The organism is Baekduia sp. Peel2402 (assembly GCF_052567285.1).
Genome location: NZ_CP199582.1, coordinates 572,448 through 589,104 on the forward strand (window position 1 = coordinate 572,448; position 16,657 = coordinate 589,104).

10 protein-coding genes are annotated in these 16,657 nt (G+C 72.3%); 2 read left to right on the plus strand and 8 right to left on the minus strand.

The features are described 5' to 3' along the window. The 3 genes from dxs to ACT01A_RS02840 are packed head-to-tail and all read right to left on the minus strand — an operon-like array spanning position 1 to position 3,118. The gene (gene dxs / locus ACT01A_RS02830) at positions 1-1,977 is read right to left on the minus strand and encodes a 1-deoxy-D-xylulose-5-phosphate synthase (protein WP_445150729.1); all 1,977 of its coding nucleotides are present in this window, start codon (positions 1,975-1,977) and stop codon (positions 1-3) included. Next, entirely contained in the window at positions 1,974-2,897 is a 924-nt protein-coding gene (locus tag ACT01A_RS02835; protein ID WP_445150730.1) for a polyprenyl synthetase family protein, read from the minus strand. Before ACT01A_RS02835 ends, dxs begins: the two co-directional genes overlap by 4 nt. A gap of 2 nt (positions 2,898-2,899) precedes the next feature. Beyond that, complete coding sequence (locus ACT01A_RS02840; RefSeq protein WP_445150731.1) at positions 2,900-3,118, minus strand: hypothetical protein; 219 nt, start codon at positions 3,116-3,118, stop codon at positions 2,900-2,902. 207 nt (positions 3,119-3,325) lie between these two features. On the opposite strand from ACT01A_RS02840, the gene ACT01A_RS02845 reads away from it, so the two are divergent. Then, positions 3,326-7,216, plus strand: coding sequence for a LamG-like jellyroll fold domain-containing protein (locus tag ACT01A_RS02845; protein WP_445150732.1), 3,891 nt, complete (start codon positions 3,326-3,328; stop codon positions 7,214-7,216). 47 nt (positions 7,217-7,263) lie between these two features. Here the strand turns inward: ACT01A_RS02845 and ACT01A_RS02850 are convergent, their stop codons facing one another. Continuing rightward, entirely contained in the window at positions 7,264-10,068 is a 2,805-nt protein-coding gene (locus ACT01A_RS02850; RefSeq protein WP_445150733.1) for an AAA family ATPase, read from the minus strand. Between the two features lie 151 nt (positions 10,069-10,219). On the opposite strand from ACT01A_RS02850, the gene ACT01A_RS02855 reads away from it, so the two are divergent. Then, positions 10,220-13,936: a LamG domain-containing protein gene (locus tag ACT01A_RS02855; RefSeq protein ID WP_445150734.1), complete on the plus strand. Its 3,717-nt coding sequence runs from the start codon at positions 10,220-10,222 to the stop codon at positions 13,934-13,936. 37 nt (positions 13,937-13,973) lie between these two features. On the opposite strand, the gene ACT01A_RS02860 is transcribed toward ACT01A_RS02855, so the two are convergent. From ACT01A_RS02860 to ACT01A_RS02875, 4 genes are all read right to left on the minus strand, one after another. Continuing rightward, entirely contained in the window at positions 13,974-14,876 is a 903-nt protein-coding gene (locus ACT01A_RS02860; RefSeq protein ID WP_445150735.1) for a hypothetical protein, read from the minus strand. Positions 14,877-14,903: 27 nt separating this feature from the next. Next, entirely contained in the window at positions 14,904-15,167 is a 264-nt protein-coding gene (locus ACT01A_RS02865) for a helix-turn-helix domain-containing protein (RefSeq protein ID WP_445150736.1), read from the minus strand. Then, positions 15,168-15,647, minus strand: coding sequence for a DUF2975 domain-containing protein (locus tag ACT01A_RS02870; protein WP_445150737.1), 480 nt, complete (start codon positions 15,645-15,647; stop codon positions 15,168-15,170). A 75-nt stretch (positions 15,648-15,722) separates the two neighbouring features. Continuing rightward, positions 15,723-16,571, minus strand: a complete 849-nt coding sequence (locus tag ACT01A_RS02875) for a CHAP domain-containing protein (RefSeq protein ID WP_445150738.1) — start codon at positions 16,569-16,571, stop codon at positions 15,723-15,725. Between the last annotated feature and the right edge of the window lie 86 nt (positions 16,572-16,657).

The window sequence follows — 16,657 nt, forward strand, 5'->3', positions numbered from 1 at the left end:
CTACGCCTCGGACAGCACTTCGCCGCGGCCCGCAAACAGCGCGGCCTCGACGCGGCGGGCGATCTCGCGCCCCGTGAAGCCGACCTCGGCGTGCAGCAGCGCGGGCTTGCCATGCGTGACGTACCGGTCCGGCAGGCCGATCCGCAGCATCCGCGGCACCGCGACCCCGCGGTCGTTGAGCGCCTCCCAGACGCCGGACCCGAAACCACCGGTCAAGACGCCTTCCTCCACGGTCACCAAAAGCTCGTGGTCGGCGGCCAGCGTCGTCATCAGCTCGACGTCCAACGGCTTGGCGAAGCGCGCATCGACGACCGTGACGTCGAGGTCGTGCTCGGCCAGCAGCGCCGCGGCCTCGAGCGACTTGCCCACACCGGACCCATAGCCGACCAAAGCGACCCGCGAGCCCTCGTGCAGGACCTCGCCGCGGCCGACCGGGATCGCCGCCACGTCGCCCGCGCCGGGCAGCGGCACGCCGACGCCCTCGCCGCGCGGGTAGCGCAGCCCGAACGGGCCGCCTGTCGTCAGCGCCGTGCGCAGCAGGTGCTTCAGCTGGGCCTCGTCGCGCGGCGCGGCCAGCACGATGTTCGGCAGCGGCCGCAGGTAGGAGATGTCGAAGACGCCGTGGTGCGTCGGGCCGTCGTCGCCGACCAGGCCGGCGCGGTCCATCGCGAAGACGACGTCGAGCTCCTGAAGGCAGACGTCGTGGACGATCTGGTCGTATGCGCGTTGCAGGAACGTCGAGTAGATCGCGCAGACCGGCTTGGCGCCCTCGAGCGCCAGGCCGGACGCGAACAACACGGCCTGCTGCTCGGCGATGCCGACGTCGAAGTAGTGCTCGGGCTCGGCCTTCTGGAGGATGTTCAGGCCCGTGCCGGAGTTCATCGCCGCGGTGATGCCCACCACGCGACGGTCCCGGCGGACCTCGTCGACCAGCGCGTCGCCGAAGACCTGCGTGTACTGCGGCGGCGCGGTCGCCGCCGCGGCCACCGCCGCAGGCGACGGCACGGTAACGGTCGGCGCCCGGTTGACGATCGACTTCGGCTTGGCGGCATGCCACTTCTCCATGCCCTCCAGGCCACCGTCCTCGGCAGGAGTGAAGCCCTTGCCCTTGACCGTCGCCGTGTGGACGACGACCGGGCGCCCCGCAGCCAACGCAGCGGCCAGAGCGCGGCGCAAAGCCCGCACGTCGTGGCCGTCGATGACACCCATGTAGGCCCAGTCGAGCTCCTCCCAGAAGAGCCCCGGCGCCCAGAACGACTTGATCGACTCCTTCAGCTGCGGACCGAGACGGTCAAACGCGGCGCCGATCCCGCCGGGCAGCGTCGTGAGCTTCTCCTCCATGCCCTCGCGGGCGTGCCACAGCTTCGGGTTCAGCCGAACGCGGTTGAAGTACCGCGACAGCGCGCCGACGTTGGGCGCGATCGACATCCCGTTGTCGTTGAGGACGACGACGATCGGCGTACCCAGGCCACCGGCCTGGTGGATCGCCTCGAACGCCACGCCGCCGGTCATCGCGCCGTCGCCGATCACCGCGACGACCTTGCCGGCATCGATGTCCCCGGCGATCTTCATGCCCTCCTTGATCCCGACGGCGTAGCCGATCGAGGTCGAGGCGTGGCCCGCGCCCATGATGTCGTGCTCGGACTCGTGGATCGCGCAGAACGGGGCGAGCCCCTCGTACTGGCGGATCGTCGACAGCTCGTCGCGGCGCCCGGTCAGGATCTTGTGCGGGTAGGCCTGATGGCCCACGTCCCAGAGGATCTTGTCCTTCGGCGAGTCCAGCAGCGAGTGCAGCGCGACCGTGACCTCGCACATGCCGAGGTTGGCGCCGAAGTGGCCGCCGATCTCCCCGACCGTGTCGATGATGTGCTCGCGGACCTCCTGCGCGACGCGCTGCAGCTCCTCCTCCGACAGGCGGTGCAGATCCTGCGGGCGGTCGATGGAGTCGAGCAGGCGTTCGTGAGGAGGTTCGGTCATGAAGTCCGCGTGTAGATGAAGTCGGTGATCTGCTCCAGCTCGGGCGCGCCGTGCGGAGCGGAAGAGCTAAGGGTAGCCCTGGCAGCGGCATGGGACTCCTGCGCGAGCTTCTTGGCGCCTTCCAGCCCGAACTCCGTGACGTAGGTGCGCTTGCCGTGGCGCTCGTCAGAACCCTGCGGCTTGCCGAGCGCGTCGTCAGTGCCCGTGACGTCAAGGATGTCGTCGACGATCTGAAACAGGACGCCCAGTTCGGACGCGAAGCGGCGCCACGACAGCGTCTCGTCGGCGTCTGACGGCGAGCCCGAGAGCAGCAGCACGCAGATCACCGACGCGCCGATCAGCCGGCCGGTCTTCAGCTCGTGCAGCCGCCGCAGGTCGCCGGGCGTCTCGGAGACGCCCGCGACGTCCAGGTACTGGCCGCCGACCATGCCGTCGACGCCGGTCGCACCGGCCAGCTCGCGCGCTGCGGCCAGCACCCGCGCCGGATCACCGGGCTGCGCCGTGAGCAGGTGCCGGAACGCCTCGGCGTAGAGCGCGTCGCCGGCCAGGATCGCGACGTCCTCGCCGAACTTCACGTGGCACGTCGGCCGCCCGCGGCGCAGGTCGTCGTCGTCCATCGCCGGCAGGTCGTCGTGGATCAGCGAGTAGGTGTGGATCAGCTCCAGCGCCGCGGCCAGCGGGAGGATCGAGGACCGCTCCAGCCCGACCGCGCCCGCGGTGGCCAGCGCGAGCACCGGCCGGATCCGCTTGCCGCCCGCGAGGAGGCTGTAGCGCATCGCCTCCTCCAGCCCGTCGGTGCGCGGCGCGCGCGACGGGAAGCGCAGCGCGTCGAGGTAGACGTCGACCTGCGCGCGGAGGTGGTCGGGATACCCCACGGCCGCGGCGGCCGCGTGCGCTTCAGTCTTGGTGGACGGCGCCACGGCTAAAGCAGCCCGCCCTGGCCCGGATGCGGCTCCGCGGCGGCCGCGCGCGACAGACGCTCCAACTCCGCCGAGGCCTGGGACGCCAACGACGCGGCGTCCTCGACCAGGGTCGCGGCCGCGTCCGGGGACACGTCGCCGGACCGCAGCTGCTCGGCCGTGCGCTCCAGGCGCGTCACCAGGGCGTCGAGCTGGGAGGCGGCGTCGTCGGTCGTGCTCATCGCCTCGCATTGTGCCGCAGGCCGCGGCGGGGAGCGGTCAGACGCACCGGTGACGACCCGAAAAGCGGACGCATGGAGCGCGGACATGGTTTGGACGTTTGTCGGTCTTGCGGACTCAAGATCGCTCAGTACCCTCATCGCCGCCGAGCGCTGCGAACGCTCTCCCTCGGCATCCCCACCCCTCTTCAACGAACGGTCCAGTTCTTCATGTACGCCCTTCTGCGCGACCCGCGTCGCGTCGTCTTGCTCTGCTCTCTGGCGCTCGCCGCGCTGCTCGCGCTCGCCACCGGTCCCGTCGCCCCGGCACGCGCCGACTACGACTCTGCCGTCCGCGCCGACGCACCCGCCAGCCGCTGGCAGCTCAACGACGCGACCACCACCTCTGCGCCCGACAGCGCCGTCGGTGGCACCCGCACGCTCACCGGCATCACGACGTACGGGACGATCACCACCAACGTGACCGGCCCGTTCGCGGGCTCCAAGGGCGTCGCGCTCAACGGCGGCTACTACACCGGCACGTACTTCAACAAGACCGACAACTTCGCGATCGAGCTGTGGGCGCGCTCCAACCGCGCCTCTGGCCTGCAGGCGATCGCGTCCAACGGCTGGGTCGGCAACACCGCCAACAACCGCTGCTGGAACGGCGCCGTCCTCGCCGCGATGAGCGCCGACGCCCACGCCTGGGACAACACCACCTGTTACAACGTCGGCAACACCGGTGGCGGCACCAACGTCTTCGCCTCGGCGACCGACTGGCACCACCTCGTCTTCCAGCGCACCGCCGGCACCACGACCCTGTTCGTGGACGGCAACCCGCGCGGCGGCCAGGACACCCACACGATCACGCTCTCGGGCGGCAGCTTCCGCATCGGCAGCTGGCAGGACCCGTGGAACGCCGGCGGCATCGGCGACTCGGGCGGATCGTTCGGCCAGTTCACCGGCGCGGTCTCCAACGTCGCCTTCTACGACAAGGCGCTGAGCGCCGCCCGCATCGCCGCGCACTTCAACGCGACCATCGGCCTGCCGTCCAACACGACGGCGCCGACCGCCTCCCCGACGACGGCGATCGGCCCCGGCTCGCGCCTGCGCGCCACGACCGGCCAGTGGACAGGCGCCGGGCTGACCTACGCCTACCAGTGGCAGCGCTGCGACGCCGACGGCACCGGCTGCACGGCGATCGCCGGCGCCGACAAGTCCATCTACACGGCGACGGCCGACGACGCCGGCCACCTGCTGCGGGTGCGCGTCACCGCGACCTCCAGCGAGGGCGACACGAGCGCGGCCTCCACCGCAACCGCCGCCGTCTCGGCCAGCACCCCGTACGGCCAGGCGCTCTACGGCCAGACCGTGCTCGGCGACAGCCCCCTCGGCTACTGGCCGCTGGACGACGTCACGCTCGACACGGCCGCCGACCTCACCGGCCACGGCTACACGCTGACGCGCCAGGGGACCGTGACGCCGGGCACCGCCGGCCCGTGGCCGGGCGCGACGTCCGCGCGGTTCACCGGGGCGGGCGACCTCTCGCGCCCCTACTTCAACAACCCCAACGACTTCGCGATCGAGTTCTGGGCGCACTCTGACCGCTACGTGGCGCGTGAGGCCATGGTCAGCAACGGCTGGGTGACCTGGCAGGGCGCCAACCGCTGCTGGTACGGCGTGATCGTGGGCACCGACCAGACCACGGCGAACACGAGCTCCAACCTGTTCGGCTTCGACGCGGCCGGCTGCTCGGCGGCCAGCAGCCTCGGCAACACCGCCGGCTTCCCGACCGCGCAGACCTGGCACCACGTCGTGGTCCAGCGCACCGCGGGCCTGACCTCGATGTTCGTCGACGGCGCCCAGCGCGGCGGCAGCACCGACCGGACGCCGACGCTCAACGGCGGCACCTTCCGCGTCGGCGGCTGGCAAGACGCCACGCAGTCCGGCGGCATCGGCACCTCGGACTCGTTCACGCGCTTCCACGGCGACGTCTCCAACGTCGCCTTCTACGGCCAGGCGCTGTCGGCGGCGCAGATCCGCGCGCACTACGGCGCCGGGGTCGGCGTCCCGGCTGTCCTCACGCGTCCGTCGGTCACCCCGTCCGGCGCGGTCTACGAGGGCGACACGCTCACCGCCGACCGCGGCACGTGGGCCGGCGCCGGGACGTTGTCCTACACCTACCAGTGGCAGTCGTGCACGACGGAGTCCTCCTGCGCGCCGATCGCCGGCGCCACCTCTGGCACCTACACGCTGACGGCGGCCGAGACCGGCAAGACGATCAAGGTCGTCGTCACCGCCACCAACAGCCTCGGCGCGAGCACGTCGACCAGCCCGGCGACGACCACGGTCCGCGCCGGGATCCCGGTCGCGACCGCGCCGCCCGTGATCTCCGGCACCACCGCCGACGGCCGCACGCTCACGGCGACCGACGGGACCTGGACCGGCGCGTCGACGATCACGACGACCCGGCAGTGGCAGCGCTGTGACGCCGACGGCACGGGCTGCGCCGACATCGCCGGCGCCACGGGCAGCAGCTACACGTCGACGAGCACGGACGTCGGCCACACGCTGCGCGTCGTGGCCACCGCGACCAACGCGCTCGGGTCGACCACCGCGACGAGCGCCGCGACCGATCCGGTCGTCGCGGTCGCCCCGCAGCCCACGACCGCCCCGCAGGTCTCCGGCACCGCGACGGACCTCACCACGCTGACCTCCACGCTCGGCGAGTGGACCGGCACGACGCCGATCGCCTACGCCCGCCAGTGGCAGCGCTGCAACGCCGAAGGCAGCGACTGCGCCGACATCACCAACGCGACCAGCGACACGTACACGTTGACCAGCACCGACGTCGGCCATCCGGTCCGCATCGTCGTCACCGCGACGAACGTCGCCGGCACCGCGTCGAAGGCCAGCGCGCCGACGACGGCCGTCAGCGGCATCGCGCCGAGCAACGCCACCGCGCCCGTGATCTCGGGCGACACAACGGCCGGCGCGACGCTTTCCGCCACCGCCGGGACCTGGACCGGCACGACGCCGATGACCTACACCTACCAGTGGCAGCGCTGCAACACCGGCGGCATCGGCTGCAACGACATCGCCGACGCCACCAGCAACACCTACACGCTGACCGCCACCGACGTCGACCACACGATCCGCGCGGTCGTCACCGCGACCAACGTCGCGGGCTCCACGACGAAGACCACCGCCGCCACGGCGGTCGTCGTCGCCGTCGTGCCCAGCGTCACGAGCCTCCCGACGATCTCAGGCACCGCGGTCAACTACAACACGCTGACGGCCACCGACGGGACGTGGAGCGGCACCACGCCGATGACCTACGCCCGCCAGTGGCAGCTCTGCAACGTCGACCTCTGGTGCTGGGACATCCCCGGCGCCACGGGCAGCTCCTACACGTTGACCAGCACGGCCTTCCAGTACCGGGTCCGCGTCGTCGTCACCGCCACCAACGTCAAGGGCAGCGCCACGATGGTCAGCGAGCCCACCGCCGAGGTCGCCGCGGCGCCCCCGCGCAACCTCACCGCGCCGACCCTCGCGTTCGGCGACGCGTACGAGGGTGGCGACAAGCTGACCACGACCGGCACGTGGGAGGCCACCTCGCCGATCACCTACACCTACCAGTGGCAGCTCTGCGACGCCGACGGCGCCAACTGCGCCGACATCTCCGGCGCCGCCGCGAAGGAGCCGTCGTTCTACGCGACCAGCGCCTACGTCGGCCACCGGCTTCGCGCGGTGGTGACCGCGACCAGCGCCGCAGGCTCCACGTCGAAGGCCGGCGAGCTGACCCCCGTCATCCTCAGCGCCCGGCCCTTCAACACCTCCCCGCCCACCATCTCCGGCCAGCCTCGCGCGAACACCGCGCTGACCGCGAGCCCAGGCGCCTGGAGCGGCCAGCCCACCTTCTCCTACAGCTACCAGTGGCGGCGCTGCAACGCCGGAGGCACCGGCTGCGTCAACATCTCCGGCGCCACCGGCACCACCTACATGTTGGACTCCAACGACATCGACCAGACCGTTCGCGTCGTCGTCACCGCCCTCAACCCCGGTGGCACCGCTACCGCCACCAGCGCGCCCACGGCCGAGATCCGCTCCGCGGCGGACTAGCCCCTGGCCCCCGAGGTCGCGCGGCGACGGCCGCGCGGCCACGGGGCTCAGCCCTGATCCAACGCGCCGCCCAGGCGCCGCCGCGCGCCTGGGCCCGACAACCCCAACTTGGCGTAGATCCGCGTCAGGTGCGTCTCGATCGTCTTCAAGGACACGAACAACTCCTGCGCGGCGTCGGCGTTGGTGCGGCCGCCGGCGATCAGCCGCGCCACGCGTGCCTCGCTGGCGGTCAGCGCCTCGACGCCAGTGCGCTCCGGGCGCCGCGGCCGTGCGCCTGCCGCGCGCAACTCCTCGACCGCCTGCGCGGCGGTCCCCTCCGCCCCGCAGCGGTGCGCGAGCTCAAGCGCCGCGGCCAGCGGCTCACGGGCGTCGGCCCGCTGCCCGCGCCGGCGCAGCGCGGACCCCAGCGCGACCAGCGACCGCGCGTGTTCCAGCCGCGCTCGCGTTCCCTCCAGCAGCGCGACCGACGCGCGCAGCCGGTCGACCTCCTCGTCACCGCCGTCCACCAGCGCCAGCGTCCGCAACGCGATCCCGTGCGGACGCGCCAGGCCCGACGCCTCGGCCAGCGCGACCTCCTCGGCCGCCAGCGAGTGCCGCTCGTCGGCGGCGTCAGCGCCGAGCGCGAGCGCCAGCGTCGAGCGCCACGTCCCGCGGCTGGGCGCGAAGCGCAGGCGCCGGTAGGGGTGCGCGGCGGCGCGCAGGTCGGCGATGCCCGCCGCGCGGTCCCCGGCCTGCAACCGGTGGCGCCCACGCGTCTCGACCATCATCGCGCCCGCGGCCGTGCGGGCGAACTCGTCGCGCGGCTCGAACAGCGCCGCCGGGGCGACGAGCGCGTCCAGGCTGGCCCGCTCGCCGAGCACGTCGTTGAAGAACCAGTAGACCGACGCGACCTCCATCTGCAGCGCCGGCGGCAGCTCGACCGCGGCGACGGCCTGCATGTCGGCCTCGGCGGCGACGAGATCGCCGCGACGGACGTGGATCCAGGATCGGAACGCGGTCGACAGCGCGGTGCCGACCAGCGAGCCTTCCGCGCGCCCGAGCACCAGCGCCTCGTCGATGACCTCCAGCGCCAGCACGTCCTCGTCGGCCGCGATCAGCCCGCCGAGCACCTGGGCGACCGGCCACGCGCCGCTGCCGCGCTCGCGCAGCAGCGCGCCGTCGCGCAGCGCGTGCTCGGCCAGCGCCCGCAGGTCGGCGCTGCGCTCGCCGCGTCCGCCCCAGGTGATGGCCAGGACCGACGCGATCGCCCGCGCCGGCCATTCGGGCCCGCGCGCGAGCGTCTCCAGGCGCGCCTCGTCGCGGTCGTAGAGCTCGATCAGCTCGCTGTCGTTGGACAGCGCCCCGGCCCGCAGGGCCTCGACCTCCAGCGCGAGCTCGTGGTGGCTGTCGCCCAACCTGGCCAGCACCTCGTCCACGAGTGCGATGAGCCGGTCCCACTGCCCGAGCGCCGCCAGCAGCGCGGCCAGCGAGATCGCGACCCGCGCGCAGCCGCGCGGGTCCTCGGTCAACTCATAGGCCTCGGTCAGGTGCTCGAGCGCGCGGAGGTCGCGCGCGGCCATCTCGATCTCCCCGAGCTCGAGCAGCAGCTCGGCGCGTGGCGGCGCGGGCGCGTCCTCCTCCAGCGCGCGGCGCAGCGCCGCGGCGGCAGCCTCCGGCGCGCCGCGACCGATCGCCTCGGCGGCAGCGCCCCGCAACCCGGCGACGACCTCCGAAGAGCGCGCGGGCGCGAGCCGCACGAGGTGCTCGGCCACCGCGCCCGGCGCGGCGCCGCGGGCGGTCAGCAGTCGTGCGGCGGCGGCGTGCCGGCGCTCGCGCTCGGCCACCGTCAGCGCGTCGTAGACCGCGCGGCGCACGAGCGGATGGGCGAAGGCGACCGGATCCTCGTCGCTGAGGATCTCCACGCGACGCAGTCCGGCCGCGACCGACGCGGCCTCGACGGCGTCCAGCTCCGCCACCGCGGCGGCCTCCGCCAGCCGCGCGCCGTCGCCCAGGACGGCCATCGCCTCCGCCAGCGCGACCGCGTCCGGTCCAGCGGCCGCGACACGCCGGGCGATCCGGTCGCCCAACTCAGGCAGGGCGACCTCGCGGGCGCGGGCGGCGCTCGCGTCGCCGTTCATCGACGCCAGCAGCTCGCGCAGGTAGAACGGGTTGCCGGCGGTGATCTCCGCGCACGCCGCGCAGAGCGCGTCGTCGGCCGTCGGGACCGCGGCGCGCACCAGCGCGGCCACCGCCTCGACGGTCAGCGGCGGCACCGAGACCGCCGCGGCGCCGGGCTCCGCCCGCAGCGCGTCGAGGAGGTGGTGCGGCGCGCCGGGCTCGGCCGGGCGCAGCCCGACGACGACGCCGATCGGGACGTCGGCCAGGCGCCGTGCGAGGTAGACGATCGCCTCCAGCGACGGCTCGTCGACCCAGTGGACGTCATCGACGATGATCAACAGCGGCTGTTGCAGCGACAGGTTCGTCGCCAGCCAGTAGACCGCGTGCAGGACGCCGGGGCCGGCGGCCGCCCCTGAAGCGCCAGCCCCTCCGCTCGCCACCAGCGCCGCGGCCGGCGCCGCCGCGCCGGACAGCAGCGTGGCGCGGGCGTCCGGATCGGTCTCGGCGACCGCGCGCTCGAAGAGCTGGCGGATCGCCCCGAACGCGTAGGCGCGCTCCAGCTCGCCGCCGCGGGCGTGCAGGACGCGCAGCCCCGCGGCAGGAGCCTCGGTCGCCAGCGCGGCCAGCAGCGTGCTCTTGCCGCGTCCCGCGGGTGCCTCGACGATCAAGAGCCGGCCGCGGCCATCACGGATATCCGGCAGCGGACCACGCAAGGCCGTCAACTCGGCCTCACGCTCCAGCAGCGTGCTCGTCACGCGCCCCCGCAAAGATCAGGGGCAACCCCCGACGCGCAGCCCCGCTGTCCTGTGAAAGGTTGCCGCCGCCGTAGTGGCCGCTCGCGGTCCATCGGTCCAGCCAACCATGCGCAGCCTCCGGGAGCAACCCATCATGCGCCTAGGTATTGCCGTGCTCGTCGCTCTCCTGCCGACGGTGCTCGGGGTGGGGATCCCCGCAGCGCACGCCGCAGCACCACTCGTCGCCCAATACCACGTGGACGACTTGTCCGGTGCGGACTCGTCCGGCAATGGGCTGAACGGGGCGGCCGGGCCGGGTGCGACGCTCGTGCCCGGCCGCTTCGGCAACGCGGTTCACCCGGCGTCAGGCTCCGGTCTGACGGTCCCGGGCAACGCGCTCTTCCGTCCGGCGACGGTGAGCCTCGTGCTGTGGTTCAAGCAGAGCGGCGACCCGGGCACGTTGAAGTACTTGGCCAGCGGCGGCGGTGAAGGTCCGGGCGGCTGCAACGGCTCGCCGTACGCGATGTACACGCACTACCAAGCCGGTCAGGGGCTGAGCTTCTACGTGCGCGGGGTCTCCGGCGCGCCGCACCTGGTCAGCGCCGGCACCGGCGTCTGGGACGGCAACTGGCACCTGGCCGTCGGCACGTTCGACGGGACCTACACGCGCCTGTACGTCGACGGCAAGGAGGCCGGCGGCAGCGCGCCGCCCTCGCCCGACACCATCAACTACGGGGTCGCCACCGACCAGACGTTCCGGATCGGCGAGTACAGCGCGCAGGCCGGCTGCGGACCGAGCAGCTCGTTCCCGGGCGCGCTGGACGAGGTCCGCATTTACGACCGCGCGCTCAGCGCCACCGAGATCGCGCGGCTGGCCGCGGCGACCGGGTCCGAGCCGCCCGCGCTGGTCCCGGACGGCGGTGGCGGCGGCGACCCTCAGCCGATCCCGGTCGGCCCGTCGCCGATCCCGCTCGGCCCCGGCCAGGGCGCCAACCCGCCGCGGCTGTTCGGGCTGAACCCGAGCGCACCGGTCCGCGCCGGCGGCCTCTCGACGATCGGGCTCGGCGTGGAGGGTGCGTCGCAGATCAACGTCGACGCCAACGGCGACGGCAAGGACGACGGCTCCTGCCCCGGCACCTCCAACGCGATCGCGCTGCGCGCGCCGACCGCGGCCGGTCGGTCGGGGATCAACCGCGCGGCCGGCGTGCCCACCCTGACCTCGCGCATCAACCTGTCGGCCATCGGCCTCAACGGCGTCCGCTCGCCCGCGCAGCAGATCATCGTGCCGACCCTGCCGGCGCCCGCCGCGCCGGCGGGCGGCGGCCAGCTGATCCGCCCCGCGTTCATGTTCACCTGCGGCCACGTCTCGACCCCGGGCGACATCTCCAACGGGATCGGCAACGTGCTGTCCGCGCAGATCAACTGCATCGACCAGAGCCTGACGTTCGGGATCCTCGAGGTCAGCGGCTGCATGGTCCACGCCACCAGCCGCAGCGCGATCCCGACCGAGGACCGCAAGCTGATCGACGAGTGGACCAAGAACGGCGGCAACCCCAACGTGCCGATCGACGTCTGGGCCTCGGCCAAACCGGTGAAGGTCAACGGGTTGACGGTCGACGCTGACGGCGCCCGGTTGACGTACGTCTTCCCCAACCTCGGTCGCGTCGTCGCGAGCAAGGGCACGGTGAAGTTCGGGACGTTCACGGTCCGCGAGGGCGCCATCAACCTCGACGCCCGCGCCCAGCCCGGCACGCGCCACGACGGCATCCCCACGGTCGCGCCCGCGACCTACAACCCGGCGATCCGGGAGGGCGGCGCGACGATCGACGGCGGCTTCGACGCCAAGAAGTCGCTCAACGCGATCGGTGGCTTCCCGCTCGACGCCAGGGCGCAGCTGCAGCTGTGGTCCGAAGGCGGCCGCCACTACTCCGAGGCGATGCTGCACCTCGGCCTGCCCGACATCTTCACCGCCTTCGGGGGCAAGCCGCCAAGCGCGGCGGCGCGGATCACCGCCGACAACCGGGGCGGGCCGTCGATCGACGGCCTCGACATCAAGGTTCCCAACTTGGAGCTGGGAAGCGTCCAGCTGACCGACGTCGCGTTCCACTACAACGTCAACGGCCACGCCCAGGAGCCGACCTGCGGCGCGAAGTACTGGTCGGCCACGGCCAACATCTTCATCGGCGACAAGTCCTCGGAGAACGGCCGCGCCGGCTTCCGGTTGGCGCCCGACCCGCCGCAGAACGGCGTGCACTTCTGCGGCGGCGGGTTCTTGGCCGCGGGCGGCACCGTCGACTTCGGTGGGCCGATCCCGCCGCCGGTGATCTTCCCTGGCGTGACGCTTCAGAGCGTCTCGCTCCAGGTCCAGCTCGACCCGCCGCTGCTGCACGGCGGCGTGACGATGGACGTGGCGGAGGTCGCGCGCGTCAAGGGCGACCTGCTGGTCGTGCTCGCCTCGCCCGGTTCGCCGTACACGATCACCACGGCGGACGCGGCCAGTTTCCAGGCGGTCAGCGGGACGCGGCTGGTGGCGCCGACCGTGGCCGTGGGCGGCGAGGTCTCCGTCAAGCTCCCGGGCGGTGGCGAGCTCGGGATGGGCTCCGGGCACTTCTTGTACGAGTACCCCGACTACGTCGACCTCGGCGGCTCGGTCTCGCTCGCGGTACCGGGCATCCGGCTGACGGGCTCGCTGCGCGGCCAGTTCAAGGGCTCGACCAAGCAGTTCAACATCGAAGGCCGCGTCGACGCGTGCCTCGGCGTCGACCTCTTCTGCGGCACGGTCGCGGGCTGGATCAGCGACCGCGGCGTGGCGGTCTGCGTCGGCGACATCGTCAAGGACGACTGGGTGCCGGGCGTCGGCTACGGCTGGGGCAACCTGCTGCCCGACATCTGGTTCCCGACCGGCTGCAAGCCGAGCCGCTACTGGGACCACAACATCTCCGCGCCCCGCTCGGCGCGCGCCGCACAAGGCGCCGCGCCGGTGACCTTCGAGGTCTCCGCGGACGAGGAGCGCAAGTCGGTGATGTTGATCGGCGCCGACGGCAAGGCGCCGGACGTGACGCTGAAGGCGCCCGACGGCGAGACCGTCACGCTCGGGGCCGACAAGGCGCCGCCGCGGATCGTGCACGGCAAGCGCATCGGGCTGGCGCAGGACGCGTCGCAGGGGATCACGGTCGCCGGCGTGTTGAAGGGCAAGCCGGGCACCTACACGGTGACGCCGCTGCCGGGCTCGCCGTCGATCGTCAAGGTCAAGGAGACGCGCGAGGACGACGGCGAGGGCGTGACCGCGAAGGTGACGCGCGGCAAGGGCGAGTCCTACGTGTTGGAGTACGACGCGGGGCCGGTCGGTGGCAAGGAGGTCACGTTCGCCGAGGCCGCCAACGGCGTCGCGCACGACATCAAGACGGTCAAGGGCGGCAGCGGGAAGATCGCCTTCACGCCCCAGGACGGCCGCGGCGGCACGCGCGAGCTCGTCGCCCGGACGACGCTCGACGGCAAGCCGATCCCGGACGAGGAGGTCGCCAAGTACGCGGTGGCCGACGGCGTCACGCCCGGGACCGTGCGCGACCTGAAGGTCAAGCGGGTTGGCAAGGACCTTGAGATCTCCTGGGCCGAGGCCAAGAACGCCGAGCGCTACGGCGTCGCGCTGCGCCAGGCCAACGGCGCGCTGAAGCTGCTCTCCGCGCGCGCCGAGCACATCACCATCAAGAACGTCTCACGCGAGTTCGCCGGGACCGTGACCGTCTCGGCCGAGGGCGGCCTGCCCGGCGTCTACGGCACGCAGGACAAGGCGTCGTTCTCTGCGCCGGAGCGCCCGGACAGCGCGTTCTTGGACTACAAGAAGCTCGGGACGGGCCAGGCGAAGCTGGGGAAGGCGACGTCGAAGTAGCGCCCTTTTTGACGCCCGCCCCGTCCGTCGCGCGCCCTTAGCGGCGGCCGTTCGCGCCGCCGCGCGCCGCGCGGGCCTTCTTGGCCGTCGGCGTCTTCTTCACCAGCTTGGCGACCTGCTTCTGCAGCGTGGCCAGCGACTTGGACAACTTCGCGTTGGACTTCTCCAGCGCAGCGATCCGCCGGTCGGCCGCGGCAAGCGTGGCGAGGTCGGCGGTGGCGGCCGCGCCAGCGTCGCCCTTCGCGCCGGCCGCGCCAGACGATCCTGCCTCGCCCTTCGTCCCCGTGTCGCCCTTCGGCCCCGGGGTCAGCGCGATCGCGGTCACGCGCGCGTCCAGCGCCTTGACCGCGGCCAGTGCGACCGTGGCGACGTCCTGAGGCGCGAGCCACTGGTTGCTCGCCGCGCCCAGGCCGAAGGCGGAGTTGAACGCGACCGGGAGCGCGTGCGTCTCGCCCGCCGTGGTGTAGGTGTTGAGCGACAGCCCGCGCACCCCGGCCAGGACGCCGTCACCGTCGATCGCGCCGGTCGGGGCAACCGACTGCACGCTCTGCTGGACGAGCCCCGTCGTGTTGACCGTGCCGCTGGTCTGGATGTCGATGCTGCTGGTCGGCGCGCCCGGCCGGATCCGGAACGGCAGCTTGCTGCCGCCGGTGAGGTCGCGGATGAAGAAGTTGGCCTCGTTGCCGGCGACGTCCCAGGTCTGGGCCGTGTACCCACCGCCGTTGCCCTGCGCCAGCCGGATGCCCGGCGTGTCGTTGGACTTCTCCCACAGCAGCGGGCCGGTCATCGCCTCGCCGTCGGCGCAGGTCGGGCCCAGGCACTGGAAACCCTGGACGATCTGGTTGTTGGGGACGACGGTGTCGGCACCCATCGCGACGGCGGGCGCGAGGACGGCTGCCGACAGCGCAGCAGCAGCGGAGACGAGCAGGCGATGGCGCATGAGCACCAAAGCCTACGGGTTGCTTTTTCAGCGATCGGACACCGGTCCGCCGCCCTCAAGCACAGGCTCCGGCGACCGATCTCCTTCGTCTGAAACCCACTCCAACAGGTCGCCCGGCTGGCACTCCAGCACCGCGCACATCGCCTCCAGCGTGGAGAACCGGACTGCCTTCGCCCGCCCGTTCTTCAGCACCGCGACGTTGGCCGGCGTCAGCCCCACGCGCTCTGAGAACTCGCCCACGCTCATCTTGCGCTTGGCCAGCTCGACGTCGATGCGCACGACGATCGGCATCTAGATGACCGCGTCCATGTCGGTGCGCAGCATGGTGGCCTTGCGCAGCAGCGCGCGCATCACCACCATCAACAACCCGGCCACCGCGACGCCGACCGACAACAGGAACAACAGCAGCGGCAGCCCCGGGTCGTCGGCCGTGAAGCCGACGTAGAGGAAGACGCCGATCAGCGTCACCCACCCGGCGGCGATGGCGTACACGATCGCGTCGACCCATGCGAACGACGCGTCGCTGAAGATCCGGTCGCGCTCCACCCGCCCGAGCAGCTTCCAGATCGCGACGATCACGACCTGGACGCAGACCACCCAGAACACGGTCACGACCGTCAGCGGCCACCGCAGGTAGGCCAGGTCCGGCTCCTCGTCGGCCATGTGCGCGAACTGCCCCGGCAGCGACAGCGTCTGGAACACGACCAGCACGCCGAACAGCACCACCAAGAACGCCCGCAGCGCGACCACGACCCGATGCTCCGTGAACATGCATCGAGTCTCGCCCGTTATCTATCGAATGTCAATAGATACAGACCGATCGCGCTGCGGTGCCCTTGCCCTTACCTAGAAGCGGAAGTGGATGAAGTGGTCCCAGTCGCCGTTGGGGGCGCGGCTGATCCAACGCGTGCCGTAGCCGTGGTCGACGTTGTGGTTGTACTCCTCGACCATGAACTGGGTCTTGGTCACCTTGGAGACGATCGCGACGTGGCCCCACGTGCCGCTGTCACGGACCATGACCGAGCCGACCGTCGGCGTGGTGTCCACGCGGTAGCCGAGCGCGCGGGCGTTGTCATCCCAGTTGCCGGCATCGCCGAAGTGGCCGCCGTTCATGCGGTTGCTGAAGGTGAAGCCCTTGAGGCGGTTCAGGCGCGAGGCGACGAAGCTCGTGCACTCGCGGTAGTAGAACCCCCACTTGTCGGCATCCTTCGGCGACGCGTTCGGGAACGGGTAGTCGTCCTTCAGCGTCACGTCACGCGGCCGCCCCTTGGGCTGGGCCGGGGGCTGCGTGCCGGGCGTCGGGTGCGAGGCCTTCGGGCACTCGGGCGCGACGCGGCCGTCGGAGCCGGTCGAGACGTAGGTGTCGCTGACGTAGCCGCCGTGGATCAGCTTGTCCCACAGGCGCGAGGTGCCGAACGTGCCGGTCGTGCTCTCGCCCTCGGTCTGGCAGACGATGATGACCCCGGCCCCGTCGGCGAGCTTGCGCACCGCGCGCGCGCCGCTGCGGGGGCCCTTACGGACCGTGAGCGTGTAGCCCGCGGCGACGTCGACGGTGCCCTTTGCGTTCTTCGGGCCCTGCGGACACGGGTTGCCGCCCTCGCCGCACACGGGCATGGCGTGAGCCCCTGAAGCGGCGAGCGCCGCGGCGGCCATGCCGGCGGCCGCGGTGAGGGTCAATGAGCGAACGTTGATCACGAACAGCTTCCTTCCTGCTGTGGTTTGGACCACGGCGACCTCCCCGGCCGCCGAACAGGATCTTCAGTGCCCGGTGCGCCAAGTTC

Coding starts and splice junctions, on each gene's coding strand:
- dxs (WP_445150729.1), bottom strand. CDS start 1,977: ATGACCGAACCTCCTCACGAACGCCTGCTCGACTCCATCGACCGCCCG.
- ACT01A_RS02840 (WP_445150731.1), bottom strand. CDS start 3,118: ATGAGCACGACCGACGACGCCGCCTCCCAGCTCGACGCCCTGGTGACG.
- ACT01A_RS02845 (WP_445150732.1), top strand. CDS start 3,326: ATGTACGCCCTTCTGCGCGACCCGCGTCGCGTCGTCTTGCTCTGCTCT.
- ACT01A_RS02860 (WP_445150735.1), bottom strand. CDS start 14,876: ATGCGCCATCGCCTGCTCGTCTCCGCTGCTGCTGCGCTGTCGGCAGCC.
- ACT01A_RS02865 (WP_445150736.1), bottom strand. CDS start 15,167: ATGCCGATCGTCGTGCGCATCGACGTCGAGCTGGCCAAGCGCAAGATG.
- ACT01A_RS02870 (WP_445150737.1), bottom strand. CDS start 15,647: ATGTTCACGGAGCATCGGGTCGTGGTCGCGCTGCGGGCGTTCTTGGTG.